At 63.4% G+C, this 18,458-nt stretch carries 16 protein-coding genes; 3 read left to right on the top strand and 13 right to left on the bottom strand.

What is annotated here, in order from left to right:
• The first annotated feature begins 318 nt into the window (after window positions 1-318).
• Window positions 319-1,773, top strand: a complete 1,455-nt coding sequence (locus tag B2J69_RS13790; RefSeq protein WP_081140090.1) for an AMP nucleosidase — start codon at window positions 319-321, stop codon at window positions 1,771-1,773.
• A gap of 75 nt (window positions 1,774-1,848) precedes the next feature.
• On the opposite strand, the gene B2J69_RS13785 is transcribed toward B2J69_RS13790, so the two are convergent.
• Window positions 1,849-2,403 carry a hypothetical protein gene (locus tag B2J69_RS13785; RefSeq protein ID WP_081140089.1) on the bottom strand — a complete coding sequence of 185 codons (555 nt, stop codon included), beginning with the start codon at window positions 2,401-2,403 and terminating at the stop codon, window positions 1,849-1,851.
• Window positions 2,404-2,803: 400 nt separating this feature from the next.
• Window positions 2,804-4,102: an NCS2 family permease gene (locus tag B2J69_RS13780; protein ID WP_236722731.1), complete on the bottom strand. Its 1,299-nt coding sequence runs from the start codon at window positions 4,100-4,102 to the stop codon at window positions 2,804-2,806.
• A 429-nt stretch (window positions 4,103-4,531) separates the two neighbouring features.
• Here B2J69_RS13780 and B2J69_RS13775 point away from each other — a divergent pair, with 429 nt between their 5' ends.
• Complete coding sequence (locus B2J69_RS13775) at window positions 4,532-5,266, top strand: response regulator (protein ID WP_081140087.1); 735 nt, start codon at window positions 4,532-4,534, stop codon at window positions 5,264-5,266.
• A gap of 30 nt (window positions 5,267-5,296) precedes the next feature.
• On the opposite strand, the gene B2J69_RS13770 is transcribed toward B2J69_RS13775, so the two are convergent.
• From B2J69_RS13770 to B2J69_RS13760, 3 genes are all read right to left on the bottom strand, one after another.
• Complete coding sequence (locus B2J69_RS13770; protein ID WP_081140085.1) at window positions 5,297-6,235, bottom strand: ABC transporter substrate-binding protein; 939 nt, start codon at window positions 6,233-6,235, stop codon at window positions 5,297-5,299.
• Window positions 6,236-6,305: 70 nt separating this feature from the next.
• The gene (locus B2J69_RS13765) at window positions 6,306-7,238 is read right to left on the bottom strand and encodes an ABC transporter permease subunit (RefSeq protein ID WP_407944746.1); all 933 of its coding nucleotides are present in this window, start codon (window positions 7,236-7,238) and stop codon (window positions 6,306-6,308) included.
• 61 nt (window positions 7,239-7,299) lie between these two features.
• Window positions 7,300-8,814 carry a sugar ABC transporter ATP-binding protein gene (locus tag B2J69_RS13760; RefSeq protein WP_081140082.1) on the bottom strand — a complete coding sequence of 505 codons (1,515 nt, stop codon included), beginning with the start codon at window positions 8,812-8,814 and terminating at the stop codon, window positions 7,300-7,302.
• Between the two features lie 146 nt (window positions 8,815-8,960).
• On the opposite strand from B2J69_RS13760, the gene B2J69_RS13755 reads away from it, so the two are divergent.
• Window positions 8,961-11,537, top strand: a complete 2,577-nt coding sequence (locus B2J69_RS13755) for an ATP-binding protein (RefSeq protein WP_081140080.1) — start codon at window positions 8,961-8,963, stop codon at window positions 11,535-11,537.
• On the opposite strand, the gene phnE (B2J69_RS13750) is transcribed toward B2J69_RS13755, so the two are convergent.
• From phnE (B2J69_RS13750) to phnL, 8 genes are all read right to left on the bottom strand, one after another.
• On the bottom strand, window positions 11,491-12,375 hold the full coding sequence (gene phnE / locus B2J69_RS13750; RefSeq protein WP_081140078.1) for a phosphonate ABC transporter, permease protein PhnE: 885 nt from the start codon (window positions 12,373-12,375) through the stop codon (window positions 11,491-11,493). The genes B2J69_RS13755 and phnE (B2J69_RS13750) overlap by 47 nt on opposite strands.
• Entirely contained in the window at window positions 12,372-13,232 is an 861-nt protein-coding gene (phnE, locus tag B2J69_RS13745) for a phosphonate ABC transporter, permease protein PhnE (RefSeq protein WP_081140076.1), read from the bottom strand. The genes phnE (B2J69_RS13750) and phnE (B2J69_RS13745) overlap by 4 nt, the downstream gene beginning before the upstream one ends.
• Before the next feature lie 206 nt (window positions 13,233-13,438).
• Window positions 13,439-14,365: a phosphonate ABC transporter substrate-binding protein gene (gene phnD, locus B2J69_RS13740; protein ID WP_081140074.1), complete on the bottom strand. Its 927-nt coding sequence runs from the start codon at window positions 14,363-14,365 to the stop codon at window positions 13,439-13,441.
• Between the two features lie 26 nt (window positions 14,366-14,391).
• Window positions 14,392-15,222, bottom strand: a complete 831-nt coding sequence (gene phnC / locus B2J69_RS13735; protein ID WP_081140072.1) for a phosphonate ABC transporter ATP-binding protein — start codon at window positions 15,220-15,222, stop codon at window positions 14,392-14,394.
• Between the two features lie 83 nt (window positions 15,223-15,305).
• Complete coding sequence (phnP, locus tag B2J69_RS13730) at window positions 15,306-16,076, bottom strand: phosphonate metabolism protein PhnP (RefSeq protein WP_081140070.1); 771 nt, start codon at window positions 16,074-16,076, stop codon at window positions 15,306-15,308.
• A complete protein-coding gene (gene phnN / locus B2J69_RS13725; RefSeq protein WP_081140068.1) occupies window positions 16,073-16,609 on the bottom strand; it encodes a ribose 1,5-bisphosphokinase in 537 nt (178 codons plus the stop codon). Before phnN ends, phnP begins: the two co-directional genes overlap by 4 nt.
• Window positions 16,609-17,745: an alpha-D-ribose 1-methylphosphonate 5-triphosphate diphosphatase gene (gene phnM / locus B2J69_RS13720; RefSeq protein ID WP_081140066.1), complete on the bottom strand. Its 1,137-nt coding sequence runs from the start codon at window positions 17,743-17,745 to the stop codon at window positions 16,609-16,611. The genes phnN and phnM overlap by 1 nt, the downstream gene beginning before the upstream one ends.
• On the bottom strand, window positions 17,742-18,446 hold the full coding sequence (gene phnL, locus B2J69_RS13715) for a phosphonate C-P lyase system protein PhnL (protein WP_094078515.1): 705 nt from the start codon (window positions 18,444-18,446) through the stop codon (window positions 17,742-17,744). The genes phnM and phnL overlap by 4 nt, the downstream gene beginning before the upstream one ends.
• Window positions 18,447-18,458 lie beyond the last annotated feature (12 nt).

Here is an 18,458-nt window from a genome sequence, read left to right as displayed (position 1 = left end):
CATTTGCCAGACCACGGCGCAGGAGTGATGAATGTTGTTAATACCGCTAAGGAAAGCCATGGGCGGCCGCGACCGCCGTCATGGATGGCAAGCAAGAATCTCGCCACAACGGCATGCAGAGCAAGATTTCGCCTGAGGAAGGTGGCAACGCCAGCGACAGCGCACGACGTCACCTTCTGATTCTTATAAACGTAGGCGGGGATGCGCAACACGCCAGCACCCTGTTGGTGCATAATGCGGTCGATCACAGATTCTTGCTCTACGGCGGCGGCAAACCCGCTAAGCTGTGGGGAAGGTCACTTATCACCAGGAGAGCTTATGCCTACACAATGGAACAGCCTTACCCGCCAGCAGGCGCTGGATGAACTGGAGCGTCGATACGACGAGGCGGTGAACGCGCTGCGCGCCGCGATCAAAACCTATATTGAAGGGGGCGACCTACCCGATGCGGCCGCACGTCGTGAGGGCCTGTTCGTCTATCCCGAGCTGCGCATCACCTGGCGCGGCGAAGGTCCGCAGCAGAACCGCACGCGCGCCTGGGGCCGTTTCACCCATACCGGCAGTTACAGCACCACCATTACGCGCCCGGCGCTGCTGCGCCACTATCTTAGCGAGCAGCTGGCGATGCTGGAAAAAGAGTATGAGGTGGAGATTCAGGTCGGCCCTTCCAGCCAGGAGATCCCTTACCCTTATGTGATTGACGGCTCAGATTTGTCGCTGGACCGCACCATGAGCGCCAGCATCGCACGCCATTTCCCTACCACCGAGCTGTCGCAGATCGGTGATGAAACCGCCGACGGCCTGTTTAACCCGGACGCCGTGTTTCCGCTGTCGCACTTCGACGCGCTGCGCACCGATTTTTCCCTGGCGCGCCTGCGCCACTACACCGGCACCTCTGTGGAGCATTTCCAGCCGTTTGTGCTGTTCACCAACTACACCCGCTATGTGGATGAGTTTGTGCGCTGGGCGACCGAGCAGGTGCGCGATCCCGCCAGCGACTACGACAGCCTGGCCTGCGCGGGCGGCGCGGTGATCACCGCCGATACGGCGGACAGCGACGCGGCGATGCTGGATCTGGCGTGGAAAAAGCATCAGATGCCCGCCTGGCATCTTACCTCGCCTGGCCGACGCGGCATTACGCTGGTCAATATCGGCGTCGGCCCCTCCAACGCCAAAACCATCTGCGATCACCTGGCGGTGATGCGTCCGCATGCCTGGCTGATGATTGGCCACTGCGGCGGCCTGCGCGAAAGCCAGCGTATCGGCGACTATGTGCTGGCGCACGCCTATCTACGCGACGACCACGTGCTCGACAGCGTGCTGCCGCCCGATATTCCGGTGCCGAGCATCGCCGAGGTGCAGCGTGCGCTCTATGACGCCACCAAAGCGGTAAGCAATATGCCGGGCGAAGAGGTCAAGCAGCGTCTGCGCACCGGCACCGTGGTGACCACAGACGACCGCAACTGGGAGCTGCGCTACTCGGCGTCGGCGCTGCGTTTCAACCTGAGCCGCGCGGTGGCGGTGGATATGGAGAGCGCCACCATCGCGGCGCAGGGCTATCGCTTCCGCGTGCCCTACGGCACCCTGCTCTGCGTCTCGGACAAGCCGCTGCATGGCGAAATCAAGCTGCCGGGCCAGGCGAACCGTTTTTATGAAGGGGCGATTTCAGAGCATCTGCAGATCGGCATCTGCGCGGTAGAGCTGCTGCGCGCCGAAGGCGATAAGCTGCATTCGCGTAAGCTGCGCACCTTTAACGAGCCGCCGTTCCGGTAATTATTCACAGCGCGAGGCGCCTGTCTCGCGCTCTGTCATAACCCGATGCGGAGAGAAGCAACAAGCTTCGCCTCTCTACCTTATCCAAAATTCTCTCGCCAGCCAGCCCAGCACGGCTAACACAGCTGGCACCATCAGCGTCCAGGTGATGCGATCGTTGAGGCGGTCGAACTTTTCGTCAACGCGGTCGAACTTTTCATAAACCCGGTCAAATTTCTCGTAAACCTGGTCAAACTTTTCGTCAACACGCGCGAACTTTTCGTCAACGCGCGCGAAATTTTCGTCAACGCGCGCGAACTTTACGTCAACGCGCGCGAAATTTTCATCAACGCGCTCGAACTGTTTGTGGATCTGCTCAAACTGCCTGTCAATCGCGGCAAAATTATTGTCGGCCTGCCCGGTCCAGTCACTGACTCGCGCAAACCGCTCATCACTTCGAGCAAACTGGGCTGACGTCTGAGCAAAACCTTCAAGCATTTCACAGCGCAGCCTGAACTGGTCGGTACGCAGGCCTTCCACATCCGTTTTGGTGGCAAAATTCTGTGAACGTTCGGTGAGTACCGCCAGATCACTTTTAATCTGTTGGGTGTGCTGTTCAAGTCGATCAACGCGTCTGGTCAGTCGTTCCATGTTAGCTCCTCCTGGCTGTCGAAGCGGGCGTAAAAGCGGAGGCAAATAGTGCGGCAGCGTGCTTAGCGGGCGTTCCATGGTGTTGCTTCTCCTTGCAAGGTTATACAGCCTGCCGCTGGCGCCTCCTCTGCTGTTGGGAATTTAATCATTTATTCCCTCCTGTGGCATTCCCCGTTCCACTAATTCGGTGAAAATTCGCCTTCAGGCAGCAGAGCGGCATCGCGCCAGCGGGTGTAGCCTAACCGTACACACCAGGCGTTAACAGTTTTTCTGGCGCACTCTGGAAGCCGCTGCGCAAACCCGCGCAGGCTGGACAAAAAAAAGCGCGGCAGACGCTGTCTGTCTGCCGCGCAGAGTGTGGATAAGACCGCGCCAGTCTGCACCGGCGCGGCGATCGTTATCAGGCGCTGAGCCAGCCCAGCTTGATCACGAAGAGTAAAGAGAGGATCACCAGCGCCGCATTGATCTCTTTCGTCCGGCCGCTCAGCAGCTTCACCACCGTCCAGGTGATAAAGCCGAAGGCGATGCCGTTGGCGATAGAGTAGGTCAGCGGCATGGTCAGCGCGGTAACGGTGACCGGCGCGGCGGTGGTGATATCTTTCCAGTCAATCTCCGCCAGACCGGAGGCCATCAGCACTGCGACAAACAGCAGCGCCGGCGCCGTGGCATAGACCGGCACGCTGCCCGCCAGCGGCGAGAAAAACAGCGCCAGCAGAAACAGGATCGCGACCACGACGGCGGTTAAGCCGGTGCGTCCGCCCGCGCTCACGCCCGCAGCGGACTCGACGTAGCTGGTGGTGGTGGAGGTGCCAAGCAGCGAACCAAACAGCGCGGCGGCGCTGTCTGCCACCAGCGCACGGCCCATTTTCGGGATATTGCCCTGCTCGTCCGCCAGGCCGGCGCGCTTGGTCACGCCCAGCAGCGTACCGGTATTGTCAAACACGTCGACAAACAGGAAGGCGAAAATCACGCTCACCAGACCAACGTTAAACGCGCCGGCGATATCGAGCTGCATAAATGTCGGCGCAATGGACGGCGGCGCAGAGAAGACGCCGGCAAATGGCGACAGGCCAATGCCCATAGAGATAAAGGTAATCAGCAGAATGCCGATCAGCACCGCGCCGGTGACGCGACGCGCTTCCAGCACCACAATCACCACGAAACCGAGCAGCGCCAGCAGCGGACCAGGTTTGGTCAGATCGCCCAGCCCGACCAGCGTCGCCGGGTTATCCACCACGATGCCCGCGCCTTCCAGCGCGATCAGCGCGAGAAACAGCCCGATGCCCGCGGCAATGCCGGCGCGCAGCGGCAGCGGAATGCTGGCGATGATCCATTCGCGGATTTTGAAAATCGACAGCGCGAAGAAGATGATCGCCGACAGGAACACCGCGCCCAGCGCGATCTGCCAGGTGTAGCCCATGTGCAGCACCACGGTATAGGTAAAGAAGGCGTTCAGCCCCATACCCGGCGCCAGCGCGATCGGGTAGTTGGCAATCAGGCCCATCAGCACCGAGCCAATCGCCGCCGCCAGACAGGTGGCGACAAACACCGCGCCTTTGTCCATCCCCGTGGCGCCCAGAATGCTGGGGTTAACAAACAGGATATAGGCCATCGCCAGGAAGGTGGTGATCCCGGCGATCACTTCGGTGCGAACCGTCGTGTTGTGCGCTTTTAGCTTGAACAGTTTTTCTAACATCATCATCTCTCAAGAGCGGAGACGGCACGAATGCGCGTTCTCACTTGCCAGTGTGGGTTACATGCTGATTATTGTGTTACCGCACGACGCGCCGCTGCATGCTGACGGCTACGATCGTCACGCCCTGAATCTCCATAAGGCCTGAAGACATAGCAATCGCTATGCCAGCTGCAAACGCAATCGTTTACCTTGCCAGGCCTGGCATTTTCTAAGAGAAATCCGAACCAAAAGAAGGCGCGATTATGGTGCATTGCCCCGCCGCTGCGCAATCGTTTTCATCGCGTGGCTATCACCCCGGTAAAATTCTGCGCCAACGCACGCTTCGATAAAATCAAGCGCGATGTCGCTCACGTTTCCACTGCTTGCCAGCGCGGCGCGAAACGCCCCGTGTACACTCTTGTTAACCTTTTTTTAACCTTGAGGTCGAGCCGCATGAAGCCCGCCATTCTGATTGTCGATGATGATAAAGCGGTGTGCGAACTGCTGCAGGATGTGCTGAATGAACAGCAGTTTAGCGTCTACTGCTGCCAATACGGACGCGACGCGTCGGCCCTGCTGGCGCAGCACGGCGACATCGCGCTGGTGATGCTGGATATGATGCTGCCCGACACCAACGGGCTGCTGGTGCTGCAGCAGCTTCAGCGCCAGCGCCCAGACCTGCTGGTAATCATGCTGACCGGCATGGGCTCAGAAGCGGAGATGGTGATAGGGCTGGAGATGGGCGCGGACGACTATATCGCCAAGCCCTTTAACCCGCGGGTGGTGGTGGCGCGCGCCCGCGCGGCACTGCGGCGCGGCGGCCGTCTTGCGCAGCCGGAAACGGCGGAAAGTAGCTGGCGCTTTAACGGCTGGCAGCTTGACGAGGCGCGCTGCCAGCTGCTCAACCCGCAGCGCGAACCGGTGCCGCTTACCCAGGGCGAATACGCGCTGCTGCGCGCGCTGGTGCGCCATGCGCGGAAAGTGCTGACGCGCGATCAGCTGCTGGAGCTGACGCACGGCGAAAGCCTCGACGTGTTTGACCGCACCATCGACGTGCTGATCATGCGGCTGCGGCGCAAAATCGAAACCCATCCGCACCAGCCGAGCCTGATCCGTACGATTCGCGGCCTCGGCTATGTTTTTTCCGCCGACGTGGCGCGGCCGGAAGCGGTGCGGCTGAGCGCCTGACAGGACGTTCAGCCCGACCGCGCCGCGCGGTTATTTCACCGTCCAGCCTTTATAGCTGCCGACATTGTTGCGATCGATCAGGGAAACCGGGATCAGCACCGGCTTATCCGGCGCCGCTTTGCCCTGCAGGATGTCGTAGCCGATCTCCACCGCTTTCGCCGCCATTACCTGCGGATCCTGCGCCGGCGTGGCGACGAACAGCGAATTCTTGCGCTTCAGCGCCTCTTCGCCATCGGGCGAGCCATCGACGCCGACAATAAAGAATTCGCTGCGCTGCGCCTGTTTCGCCGCCAGATCGGCGCCGATTGCCGTCGGATCGTTAATGGCGAACACCGCGTCCACCTTCGGATTGGCCGACAGCAGGCCGGTCATCACCTCCAGCCCCCCTTCGCGGCTGCCTTTGGCGTTCTGATTCCAGGAGAGCAGTTTGATCTCAGGATGGCGCTTCAGTTCGGTCATGCAGCCCTCAACGCGGTTCTGCACCGCCGACACCGGCGGCCCGTTGATGATCAGGACGTTGCCCTTCTCTTTCAGGCGATCGGCGATATATTTACAGGCCATCACGCCCGCCTGGGTGTTGTCCGAGGTGATGGTGGCGTTGGCGCCGTCAGCGGCGACGTCTACCGCCACCACCACGATGCCGGCGTCGCGCGCGCGTTTCACCGCCGGCGCGATGCCTTTGGAATCGGCGGCGTTAAGAATAATCATGTCCACTTTCGCCGCGATAAAGTTGTCGATCTGCGCCACCTGCTGGCCCAGATCGTAGCCGCTGGAGACCAGCGTTACGTTGACTTTATCGCCCGCCAGTTCGTGCGCCTTCATCTCCGCGCCTTTGGTGATCTGCACGAAAAACGGGTTGGCGAGATCGCCGACGGTGACACCGATAGATTTGAGATCTTTTGCCTGGGCGAAGGAGCCGCTGAACAGCGTCGCCGCCAGCAGCCCGGTTACGATCGGATTAAAACGCATAGACCTTCTCCTGCTGTTATATGAATCGCCAACGGCTGAATGGCGGAGGGGTAAAAGCGGCGCGGCGCGCTCAGGACACATGGTGTCGGGTGCGATATTTGTCGATCAGCACCGCGATAATGATCACCGCGCCCTTGATCACCAGCTGCCAGAAATAGGAGACGCCCATCAGCGTCATGCCGTTATTGAGCGTGGCGATAATCAGGGCGCCGATCAGCGTGCCGGTAATGGTGCCGATGCCGCCAACAAAGCTGGTGCCGCCGAGGATCACCGCGGCGATGGCGTCCAGCTCATAGCCAACGCCGAGGTTGCCGTTGGCGCTGTAGAGGCGCGACGCGGACATCAGCCCGCCCAGCCCCGAGAGCAGCCCGCTCATGGCGTAGACGAACACCAGCACCGCGCCGACTTTAATGCCGGTGAGCCGCGCCGCCTGCATATTGCCGCCGACCGCGTAGATATGAACGCCCAGCGTGGTGCGGCGCAGGATAAACCAGCAGAGGGCGATCACCGCGAAGGCGATCACGATCAGCCAGGGCACCGGCCCGAGATAGCCGTTGCCTATCCACTCAAAACTGATATCGGAGTTAATCACCGTGGTGCCGTTCGCCAGCAGATAGGCGGCACCGCGCAGCGCCGTGTAAGTGCCGAGCGTGACGATAAAGGGCGGCAGCCCGGCCCAGGCGACCAGAATGCCGTTGAACAGCCCCATCACCAGCCCGGCGCCCAGCGCCATGGGAATGGTCATACTGGCAAGCATCGGGTCCAGGGACGCCACCATCGCCACCACCGCCGTGGTGCCGAGCATCGATCCCACCGAGAGATCGATGCCGCCGGTTAAAATCACAAAGGTCATGCCGGCCGCCAGCACGATATTGATCGACGCCTGACGAGTAATGTTGAGCAGGTTGGCCTCGGTGAAGAAATTCGGCGCGACCACGCCGAACACCACCACAATCAGCACCAAGATCGGCAGGATGCCGACGGTTTGCAGCAGATCGCCCATCAGCGCCCGCTTAACGGTGGGCGATTTCACGCGCGTGGTTTCTGTTGTCACGGTCCTCTCCTTATAGATCCACTGGCGACGCGGCATGCGCACCGGTGGCGAGCGTCATTATGTTTTCCTGGCTGATGCGATGCTGATCCAGCTCCCCGGCGATAGCGCCTTCGCGCATCACGTAAACCCGGTCGCTCATGCCGACCACCTCCGGCAGCTCGCTGGAGATCATCAGGATCGCCACGCCCTGCTGCGCCATCTGATTCATCATGCGGTAGATCTCGCTTTTGGCGCCGACATCGACGCCGCGCGTTGGCTCATCGAGGATCAGAATGCGCGGCCCAATCGATACCCAGCGCGAAATCAGCAGCTTCTGCTGGTTGCCGCCGGAGAGCCCGCCTGCGCGCACCTGCGCATGGGGCACGCGGATATTGAGCGTGGCGATGGCGTCGCCGGCGATCTTTTTTCCTTTGCGCCGGTTGAGCAGGCCGTAGCTGGCGTCGCGCTCCAGCGTCGCCATCACGATGTTCTCCTGCGCCGCCATATCGAGAAACAGCCCCTGCTCTTTGCGGTTCTCGGTAAGAAAGCCGATGCCGCGCGCGATGGCGTCGCGCGGCGAATGAATGGTCACCTTCTCTCCGTCGATCCAGATCTCGCCGCCGCTGGGTTTATGCACGCCAAAGATCAGCTGCGCCAGCTCGCTGCGCCCGGCGCCGACCAGCCCGGCCAGCCCGACGATCTCGCCGGCGCGCACCGCCAGGCTGCTCGGCCGCACCTTGCCGCCGTCGGTGAGGTGATTGACCGCCAGCCGGATGTCGCCGAACGGAATGGTGCCATCTTTGTTGAAGAGATCGCTCAGCGGTCGGCCAACCATCATGCGCACCAGCTCGCTGGCGTTAAGGTTGTCGCGGGTCAGGCTGCCGACATACTGGCCGTCGCGCAGCACGCTGACGCGATCGGAAAGCTCATAGACCTCCGCCATGCGGTGGCTGATGTAGATAATCGCCATGCCTTCGGCGCGCAGGCGCTTGATCAGGGCGAAAAGCTGTTCGGTTTCGCGGTTGCTCAGCGCGGCGGTGGGCTCGTCCATCACCAGAATGCGGCTGTTGCGGTGCAGCGCGCGGGCGATCTCCACCTGCTGCTGCTCGGCGATACTGAGCCGGCTGACCCGATCGGTGGCGCTGAACTGCGCGCCGAGCCGATCGATCACCTGCTGCGCCTCTTCCGCCATCTGCCGTCGCCGAATCAATCCGCCGCGCGTCATTTCGCTGCCGAGGAAGATGTTTTCGGCCACCGTCAGGTTGGGCGCGAGGTTAATCTCCTGGTAAATCAGCGTAATGCCCGCCGCCAGCGCCGCCTTCGGCCCTTTAATCACGTAGGGCTGGCCGTCGATCAGGATCTCGCCGCTGGTGGCGCTGTAGGCGCCGGCGAGGATCTTCATCAGCGTGCTCTTGCCCGCGCCGTTCTCGCCCATCAGCGCATGAATTTCTCCGGCGTAGACCGTGAGATCGACCCCTTTCAGCGCATAAAACTGGCCGAAGCGCCGCGTAATGGCGCGCATTTGCAGAATCGGTGTGGCTGTCATGGGTCGCTCCAGATAAGCGGGATGAGCGCTGAGTAAAGCAACGCCAGATAAATGGAAAATGTCAGCGCCCGTTCATATTTGTCATAAACGGCGTTGGGCCGCGGCCTATACTCGCCCCAGTGACGGCGGGCGCGCGGAGGCGGCGAATGCGGCATCAACATCCCTGGCAGGCGGGCGCGCGCGGCCGTCTGCTGCTGTTTAATCTGCTGGTGGTGTGCGTGACGCTGATGGTGAGCGCGGTGGCGATCCTCGGCTTTCGCCACGCCGGACGCATTCAGGAGCAGGCGCAGGCGCAAACCCTGGCCGATATGAGCGCCAGCCTGGCGCTGGCGCGCGACACCGCCAGCGTCGCCACGGCGGCGGTGCGGCTGTCGCAGGTGGTGGGCGCGCTGGAGTATCAGAGCGAGTCGCAGCGGCTGCAGCAGAACCAGCAGGCCTTACAGCAGTCGCTGGCGCTGCTCGCCTCGGCGCCGCTGGCGGCGCGCCAGCCGGAGCGGGTGGCGCGCATTCGCGCGCGCAGCCTGATGCTGGAGCAGACCGTTACCCGGCTGCTGGTCAACGGCCATCAGCGCCACCTGCAGCGCAACGCCCTGCTCAGCGGGCTGTGGCAGTCAGCGCTGCTGCTGGGGCGCATCGATCGGCTCGCCGCCACGCGCGGGCCGGCGCCGACGCTGCGTCAGCAAACCGAGCGCCTGATCAACGTGGCGATCCGCACCCCCTCGCCCATCGCGGTCATCGACCAGCTGCAGCAGGTGATGAGCGCCTGGCGCGCAGACTCCGGCGATGCACGGCTGGATGACAAAGTCGCGCGGCTGATAGCAACCCAGCAGTCGCTGACGCCGCTGGCGGCGCAGCTGGCGGAGAACGATCTGGCGATCGCCTACTCGACCTATCGCATCAAGGCGCTGGTGGCGATGCTCAACGACGACATTACCGCCTGCGTGCAGCAGGTGGCGCTGCAGAGCGAAACGCGCAGCGCGGAGACCCACCGCGAACTCAACTCCGTGATCCTGTTTATCGCCCTGTTTGCCCTGCTGGCGCTGGCGATCACCGGCTACGCCGGCATCTATATCTACCGCAACCTCGGCTCCAGCCTTACCGCCATCGCCGAGGCCATGACGCGGCTGGCGCAGGGAGAAAAACACGTCTCGGTGCCTGGCCTGCAGCGCCGCGACGAACTGGGGGATCTGGCGCGCGCCTTTAACGTCTTTGCGCGCAATACCGCGTCGCTGGCGCACACCTCGCGCCTGCTGAAGGAGAAAAGCAGCCAGCTCGAGTCCACCTTCCTCGCAATGCGCGACGGCTTTGCGCTGTTCGATAACGACGGCGCGCTGGTGGTGTGGAATGCGCAGTACCCGCAGCTGCTGGGGCTGCCCGGGCAGGCGCTGCATCGCGGCCTGCACTACCGCCAGCTGCTGCGGCGCGCCGGGGTGGATCTGCAGGATTCCGGCGAGCCGCAGGAGGTGCGGCTGGCGGATGGCCGCACGCTGGAGCTGCGCTTCAGCCCGGTGCCGCGTCGCGGCATTGTCAACACCGTGCTGGAGCGCACCGCGCGCAAGGCGCTGGAAGAGGCGCTGGTGCACAGCCAGAAGATGAAGGCGGTCGGCCAGCTGACCGGCGGCCTCGCCCACGACTTTAACAATCTGCTGGCGGTGATCATCGGCAGCCTGGCGCTGACCCAGGGCCAGCTGCCGCCGGGTGCGCTGGCGAGCCGCATCGATCGCGCCCGGCAGGCGGCGGATCGCGCCGCGCTGCTGACCCAGCGCCTGCTCGCCTTCTCGCGCAAGCAGGCGCTGCATCCGCGCGCCGTCTCGGTGGCACAGCTGGTAGATGAACTGCAGGGTCTGCTGCAGCACTCGCTGCTGCCTGGCCAGCGTCTGATCATTGAGGCGCAGCAGCCCGGCTGGCTCGCCTGGATCGACGCCAGCCAGCTGGAAAACGCGCTGATGAATCTGGTGGTCAACGCGCGCGACGCCATGCAGCAGCGAGGCGGCGAGATCCGGCTGCGCATCTGTAATCAACGGCGGGAGACGCGCGAGCGCGTGGTGATTGAGGTGGTCGATCAGGGCTGCGGCATGACGGAGGAGGTGCGCGCCCAGGTGTTCGAACCCTTCTTCACCACCAAAGAGACCGGCAGCGGCAGCGGGCTCGGTCTGTCGATGGTGTATGGCTTTGTGCGCCAGTCGGGCGGCCAGATCGAGATCGATACCGCGCCGACACGCGGCACCACCGTGCGCCTGCTGCTGCCGCGCGCGCCCGAAAGCGCCGTCGCAGCGCCGCCGGTGCAGCCGGTCGACCCGCCAACGCCGCGCGACAAGCTGGTGCTGGTGCTGGATGACGAGCCGGCAGTGCGCCAGACGCTGTGCGAGCATCTGCATCAGCTCGGCTACGTGACGCTGGAGTGCGCCAGCGGCGAGGAGGCGCTGGCGCTGCTGCGCCAGACGCCCGATATCGATCTGCTGATCAGCGACCTGATGCTGCCCGGCGCGCTGAACGGTGCCGACGTTATCCGTCAGGCGCAGCAGCACTGGCCACAGCTGGCAACGCTGCTGATCAGCGGGCAGGATCTGCGCCTGCAGCCGGTGGCGCTGCCGCTGTGCGAGCGGCTGGCGAAACCCTGGCAGCAGGCGCAGCTGGCGCAGGCGCTGGCGCGCGCCTGGCAGCGCAGCGAGCGCCTCAGTCGCGCGCGGCAGGCTGCCAGAGCGGCACCGGCTTCCCGCTAATATAGCGCTTGCGCAGCCGGCTGGAGATCGCATCCATGATCATCACCACCGCCACGAGGATCAGGGTCAGAAACATCACCACGTCCCAGTTCCACAGGCGCATATTCTCGGCGTAGACCAGCCCGACGCCGCCCGCGCCGACAAAGCCGAGCACCGCCGCCGAGCGGGTATTGGACTCGATCTGATAGAGGCTGAGCGCCAGAAAGTGCGGAAACGACTGGGTAAAGATGCCGAAGCGATGCTTTTGCAGGCTGCTGGCGCCCACCGCGCTTAGCCCGCGGCTCGGCGAGCGCTCCACCGCCTCATGCCCCTCTGAGTAGAGCTTGCCGAGCAGCCCGACATCCTGCATCACAATCGCCAGCACGCCTGCCAGCGGCCCCATGCCGACGGCGCGCACGAAGATCAGCCCCCAAATCGCCATATCGATGCCGCGCAGCAGATCGAGCAGGCGACGCACCGCCCAGGCGACTGGCCGCATCGCGCGGTTGTGCATCACGTTGCGCGCGGCGAAAAACGACAGCGGCAGCGCGATAATCGACGCGGTCAGGGTGCCGGCGAAGACGATCGCCAGCGTAATGCCGATTTGCGAGAAGTAGTAGCCGAACGGCCAGTTAATAAAATCGTGCCAGACGAACATGCGCACAAAGTAGCGCCCCAGCTGCTGCGCGCCCATCGCGGCGCGGCTCCACTCGATGCCGTAAAATTCGAAGAAAAAGAGGTAGTAAAGCAGGATCGCTGCGGCGGTCAGCGCGAGTCGGCGCAGATAGCGCCGCTGCGCGCTAAACAGCGCCGGGTGTTCCCGCATGAGCTTGCCGATATCTGGCGCCAGCGCAATCATGATGATCCCTCCACCACGCGGCGGCGCAGCTGGCCAGAGAGCGTATCCAGCAGCGACACCACCACAATAATCAGCAGCAGCGTGATGCTGACCTGATCGTAACGATCGAGTTTGATATTGGTCATCAGCTCCTGGCCGATGCCGCCCGCGCCCACCAGCCCGAGAATGGTCGATGAGCGAAAGTTAATCTCCAGACGCATAAAGCTGTAGGAGAGGAAAATCGGTTTCACCTGCGGCCAGAAGGCGAAGCGCATCCGCTGCAGCTTGCTGGCACCGCACGCGGCCAGCCCGCGCACCGGCCTGTCGGAGGCGCTTTCGATCGCCTCGTAGAACAGCTTGGTCAGGCTGCCGATGGTGTGCAGCGCCAGCGCGAGGAAGCCGGGAATGGCACCAATGCCGAACGCCATTACGAACATCACCGCCCAGGCCAGCTCCGGCATGGTGCGCAGAAAGGCGACGGCGGCGCGAATGGCAACGCGCAGGCTGGCCGGGGTTTTGGTGTTGTCAGCGGCGAAAAACGCCAGCACCGCGGCGATAGCTACCGCCACGAGGGTGGAGGCGAGCGCCAGCTGCAGCGTCTCCCAGATCAGCGGCAGCTGAAAATGAAGCCGGTAGCCCCAGTAAGCGAGCGATCCCTCCGTCTTTACGCTGTCGAACAGCGTGGAAAGGTGCAGCACTGGCAGGGTTTCCCACAGGTAGTCGAAGAAGTGCGGCATCGACGTCCAGAGCGTTGTCAGGCTGAACTCTGACATCTTGCCCGCGATCAGGTAGAGCGTGACCAGCAGCAGCGACCAGATCAGCGTGTCGCGTTTCTGCTGGCGGCGGATGCGTTGGTAGTAGCGTTCGAAATCAGTCAAAAGAAGAGTCCTGCATAATAAAAGCAATTAACCGGTGCGTGTAACAGGCAGATTTTCAGGCCGCAAAAAAGCTAGATTAGCGGGTGACAGGGAGAGAAGAGCAAAGCGTCCCGCGCCATGGAAGGTGCGGGCCGAGCCGGCAGGGATGCCGCCCTTGCGTCTTTGCGATCTCTCCCTGTCACCCGCGTCAGCGCCGGGTATCGACCTTAGCCGCGCTGGCCTTTCGCCAGGTCGCGCTTCATATCGATAATCGTCTGATAGTCTGCCACCGACGCCGGGCCAATATGCTGCGCGCCGCCGACCGCCTTGACGAAGCAGGCGTGCTGCTCTTTATCCAGCTTGCGAATGGTCTCCACCACCTTCTGCTTGAAGTCCGCCGGCAGCTTATTGCTCACCAGCAGCGGGCCGTTCGGGATCAGCGGCGACTGCCAGATAATGCGGATCTGCTTCATCAGATCGGGATGATCCATGCGGATCAGGCGGCCAAAGGCGCCGGAGCTGTAGCCGCTGTTATAGTCGCCCACCAGCGAACTCCAGGTCACCGCGCCGTCGAACTGATTGTTCAGCACGCCGAGAATGTCCTGCTCGTGACCGCCAGAAAAGGTGACGCTGGAGAAAAAGCCGTTGTACTTGTCGTCGACGCTGCCGCCGAACTGCTTTTTAAACGCCTGGTTCGGCATCAGGAAGCCAGAGGTGGAATCGGGATCGGCCATGCCGAACGACTTGTTTTTTAGATCGTCCAGCTTCTTATAGGGGCTGTCGTTCTTCACGATCACCACCGAGTGATAGCCCTGCGAACCATCTTTGTCGTCCACCAGAATCCCCACCACATCCACCGCTTTCTCATCCTGCAGATAGACCGAGGCGTACGAGGCGGGCGACATGCTCAGCACCATATCGATCTTGCCGCCCAGCAGGCCCTGGATCACGCCCGCGTAGTCGGAGGAATTGCGTAGTTTTGTGTCGACGTTGAGTTCTTTATCAAAAAAATCCTTCACGCACTGGTTATCGCCAATCTGCTGGGTGGCGTTCTGGCCGCCGAGAATGCCCAGATTGAGCGTTTTCGGCGCATCCGCTGCGTGCGCGCCAAAGGTCATTACGCCGGTCAGTAACGCTAATAAAGTCAGTTTCATTCGAGGTTTTTCTCTTGCCGTGGAGGTTAGTGAAGCTGATTGATTTCATCGCCGTAGAGCTGGTGCAGCAGGCTATCGGTCAGCTGCGCCGGATGGCCGTCGAACAGCACGCGACCGCGCTGAATGCCGATGACGCGGGTGCAGTAGCTTTTCACCAGCTCAACCGAGTGCAGGTTCACCATCACGCTGATGCCCTGCTCGCTCACCTGGCGCAGCACATCCATAATGCGTTTGGTATTTTTGGGATCGAGCGACGCCACCGGCTCATCGGCCAGCAGGATCTTCGGGTTCTGCATCAGCGCGCGGCAGATGGCGACGCGCTGCATCTGCCCGCCCGACAGGTTCTCAGCGCGCTGCAGCGCCTGTGGCAGCATATTCATCCACTGCAGCAGCTCGATGGCGTGGGCGCGATCGCTGTCGGAGAAGAGTTTAAAAAAGGATTTCAGCGTCGAGGTCTGGCTCAGGCGGCCCAGCAGCACGTTGGTCAGCACGTCGAGGCGCGGCACCAGACAGAAGTCCTGGAAAATCATGCCGCACTCGCTGCGCCACTGGCGCAGCTGGCGGCTGTTGAGCGCCAGCAGATTGCGCTGCGCCTCGCCGTCGCGCAGGCTGTAAACCGCCCCTTCCGAGGCGTCGATAGTGCCGTTCAGCATGTGCAGCAGCGTCGATTTGCCTGCGCCCGAGCGGCCGATCACGGCAACCATTTCTCCCGCATGCAGATCAAAACTGACATTGTCCAGCACGCGGTTTTCGCCCCAGCTTTTGCCCAGTCCCTGCACGGATAACAGCTTCTGGCCGCCTGGCTGCAGCGGCGCGCGGCGGTTGTCCACCACGGTTCTTAACAGTGCCTGTGCCATGATTAACTCCGTAGTCGTTGACAGGTCGTAAGTTGACGCCTATTACGGCCCGACGCCATGACTCTCTGATGACAGAGAGGTGATCAAACGGTGACAGGGTCGTCGGCGCCCAGCGACAGCGTCAGGCCGTCGGCGGCGGCCAGCACCGACGTCGGCAACGCATTGTCAGATAACCAGTTATCCATCTGATGCGACAGGTGCGTCAGCCAGGCGCGGCGCGGCGCCAGCCGGTCGATAATCGCCAGCGCGCGCGTCAGATCGTTATGATTGCGCGCAGCAGGCGACGGCGGATCGTTGCAGTCGATCACCAGCTCATCGATGCGCTGGCCGCGCAGGAAATCGTCGGTGTCGGGCGGCAGCCCGCAGGTGTCGCACAGCCAGACGAGCCGCGCGCCGTGCCAGTCGAACAGGTAGCCGTGCGTCAGCTTCGAGTGCTGCAGCGGCAGCGGCGTCACCTGCAGCGCGCCGAACGGATGCGGCACGAAAGGCGTCAGCGACGGGCGAAAGTCGAGCAGGCCGGGATGCTTAAAGAGATCGTCGCAGCCCTTCTCATCCGGCGGCCCCCAGACCGGGATCGCCGCGCCGACGCCCCAGCGCAGCGCGAACAGCCCCTGCACGTGATCCATGTGGTAGTGCGTCAGCAGAATGCGCGACAGCGCGCCGGGGGCGAAGCGCTCCGCCAGCAGCGGCAGCCCGGCGTCGAGCAGAATGCGCTCGCCGCCCGCCTCGATCAGCGCGCTGCAGGGCGCGCGTCGCCGCTTTACCTCGCGGCGCGCCCGCTGACAGGCGGCGCAGTCGCAGCCAAAGAGCGGCGCGGCGGTGACGCCGCCGGTGCCGAGAAAGGTGAGCTTCATGGCAGCGGCTCCAGCAGCTGGCGCAGCTGCAGCAGGGTCTGCGACAGCGCGCCGTTGTTGTTCAGCAGGCGGCAGCCCGCCGGCGGCAGCTGAGCAGCGCGATCCAGCCGCCGCGCGATCTCCGTCTCGCTCTCCCGCCCGCGCTGGCGCAGACGCGCCGCCAGCACCTCCGGCGACACCGTCAGGCAGAGCGGCAGCAGCCGGGCGCCGTAGCGCGCCTGCGCCTGCGCCAGATGCTGGCGCGAGCCGTTGACCAGCACGTCATGGCCGCGCGTCAGCCAGAGATCCAGCTCCAGACCCAGCCCGTAGTGCAGGCCGTGCGCCGTCCAGCGCAGGGCGAACAGCCCCTGCGCCGCACGCCGCGCGAACTCCGTTTCGGTCAGGGCGATATGGTTCTCGCCGCCAGCATCGGCCGGCCGGGTAATATAGCGATGGGCGATCAGCAGGTTGCGCGGCGGCGCTTCGCGCAGCGCGTTGAGCAGACTGTCCTTGCCCGAGCCTGACGGCCCGATAAGCCAGATCAGACGCGCCATCAGTAAACCTGCCTGCCCTGCGTCCATACGTGGCGAATATGCGGATGGCCGTGATCGGTGTGCGCCAGCACCAGATCGGCGCGGCGTCCTTCGGCGATGGCGCCGCGATCCTCCAGGCCAAGCGCGCGCGCCGGATTGCGCGTCACCAGCGCCATCGCCTGCGGCAGCGCCAGCGCGTTGCGCTCGTCGGCGGCGAGGCGGAACGCCGCGTCCAGCAGCGACGCCGGATAGTAGTCAGAGGAGAGAATATCGAGCAGGCCTTCCGCCGCCAGCGCCCAGGCGGCGACATTGCCGGAGTGGGAGCCGCCGCGCACGATATTGGGCGCGCCCATCAGGATCTGCATGCCGCGCGCGCGTGAGGCGCGCGCCGCCGCAAGCGTGGTAGGGAACTCGGCAATGGCGCTGCCGACGCCGTGCGACTCCTCGACGTGCGCCTCGGTGGCGTCGTCGTGGCTGGCGATGGCGATATGGCGCGCGCGGCAGAGCGCGGCGATCGCCTCACGGTTCGGCTGCGACCACTGCGCCGCCAGCGTCAGCTGCTCCTGCTCGAAGGCGTCCATCTGCCGATCGTTGAGCGCGTACTTGCCCTGATAATATTCGCGGTACTTCTCCAGCGAGGCGTACTGGCGCTGGCCCGGCGAGTGATCCATCAGCGACACCAGCGACAGCTCCGGCGTCTGCATCAGCGCCTCGAACAGCGGCTGGGTAGCGTGATGCGGCAGCTCGCAGCGCAGATGCAGCCGATGTTCGGCGCGGTTAAGCCCTTTGCGGTTGCTGTCGCGGATGGCGTCGATCATTTTAGTCAGGTTGTCGAGGCGATGGCCGCCGTCGCGCACGTCGCCGACGCCGATGGCGTCCAGCACCGTGGTGATGCCGCTGGCTACCATCAGCGCGTCGTGACTGCTCATCGCCGAGTGGGCGGGCCAGTCTACTTTCGGACGCGGGGCGAAGAACTTGTCGAGATTGTCGGTGTGCAGCTCCACCAGCCCAGGCAGCAGATACGCGCCCTCGCCGTCCAGCGCGCCAGGCTGGCGGCTCGGGGTTTCGCTAAAGCTGGCGATCAGGCCGTCGCGCATCTCCAGCGATCCGGCCACCACCTCGTTTTCCAGAATCAGTCGAACATTATTGATAATCATGCTTCCGCTCCGCTGCTCATCGGCTGCATTACGTGCAGGCGATCCGCCACCCGTTCGCGCACCACGTCATCATGAAAAATGCCGACAATCGCCGCGCCGCGCGCGCGCGCCTGCTCAATCAGCTCCACCACCGCCGCGCTGTTGGTTTTATCCAGCGAGGCGGTGGGCTCATCCAGCAGAAGCACGGGATAGTCGGCGATAAAGCCGCGCGCGATATTGACGCGCTGCTGCTCGCCGCCAGAGAAGGTCGAAGGTGCCAGCGACCAGAGGCGCGGCGGCACGTTGAGCCGCGTCAGCAGCTCTTTTGCGCGCTTCTCGCATAAGGCGCGCTCAACGCCGCGCTCCAGCAGCGGCTGCATCACAATCTCCAGCGTCGGCACGCGCGGGATCACGCGCAGAAACTGGCTGACCCAGCCCAGGGTGTCGCGGCGCATCGCCAGCATCTGGCGCGCCGGGGCGTCAACCATATCGACCCACTCATCATGATGACGCAGCCAGATATGGCCGCTGTTGGCCTGATAGTTGCCGTAAAGCGCGCGCAGCAGCGTCGACTTGCCGCTGCCGGAGCGGCCGTGCAGCACCACCACTTCGCCCTGGCTGACCTCCAGCGAGGCGTTATGTAATACCGGCAGCGCGACGCCGCCTTGATTGTGCAGCACAAAGGTTTTGCACAGATTCTCGACGCGCAGTTGTCTGTTCATGCCTGACTCCGT

This window comes from Pantoea latae, from assembly GCF_002077695.1.
Classification (GTDB): Bacteria; Pseudomonadota; Gammaproteobacteria; order Enterobacterales; family Enterobacteriaceae; genus Pantoea; species Pantoea latae.
The sequence above is the reverse complement of the archived record's forward strand: the minus strand, read 5'-3'. Positions and strand labels throughout refer to the sequence as shown.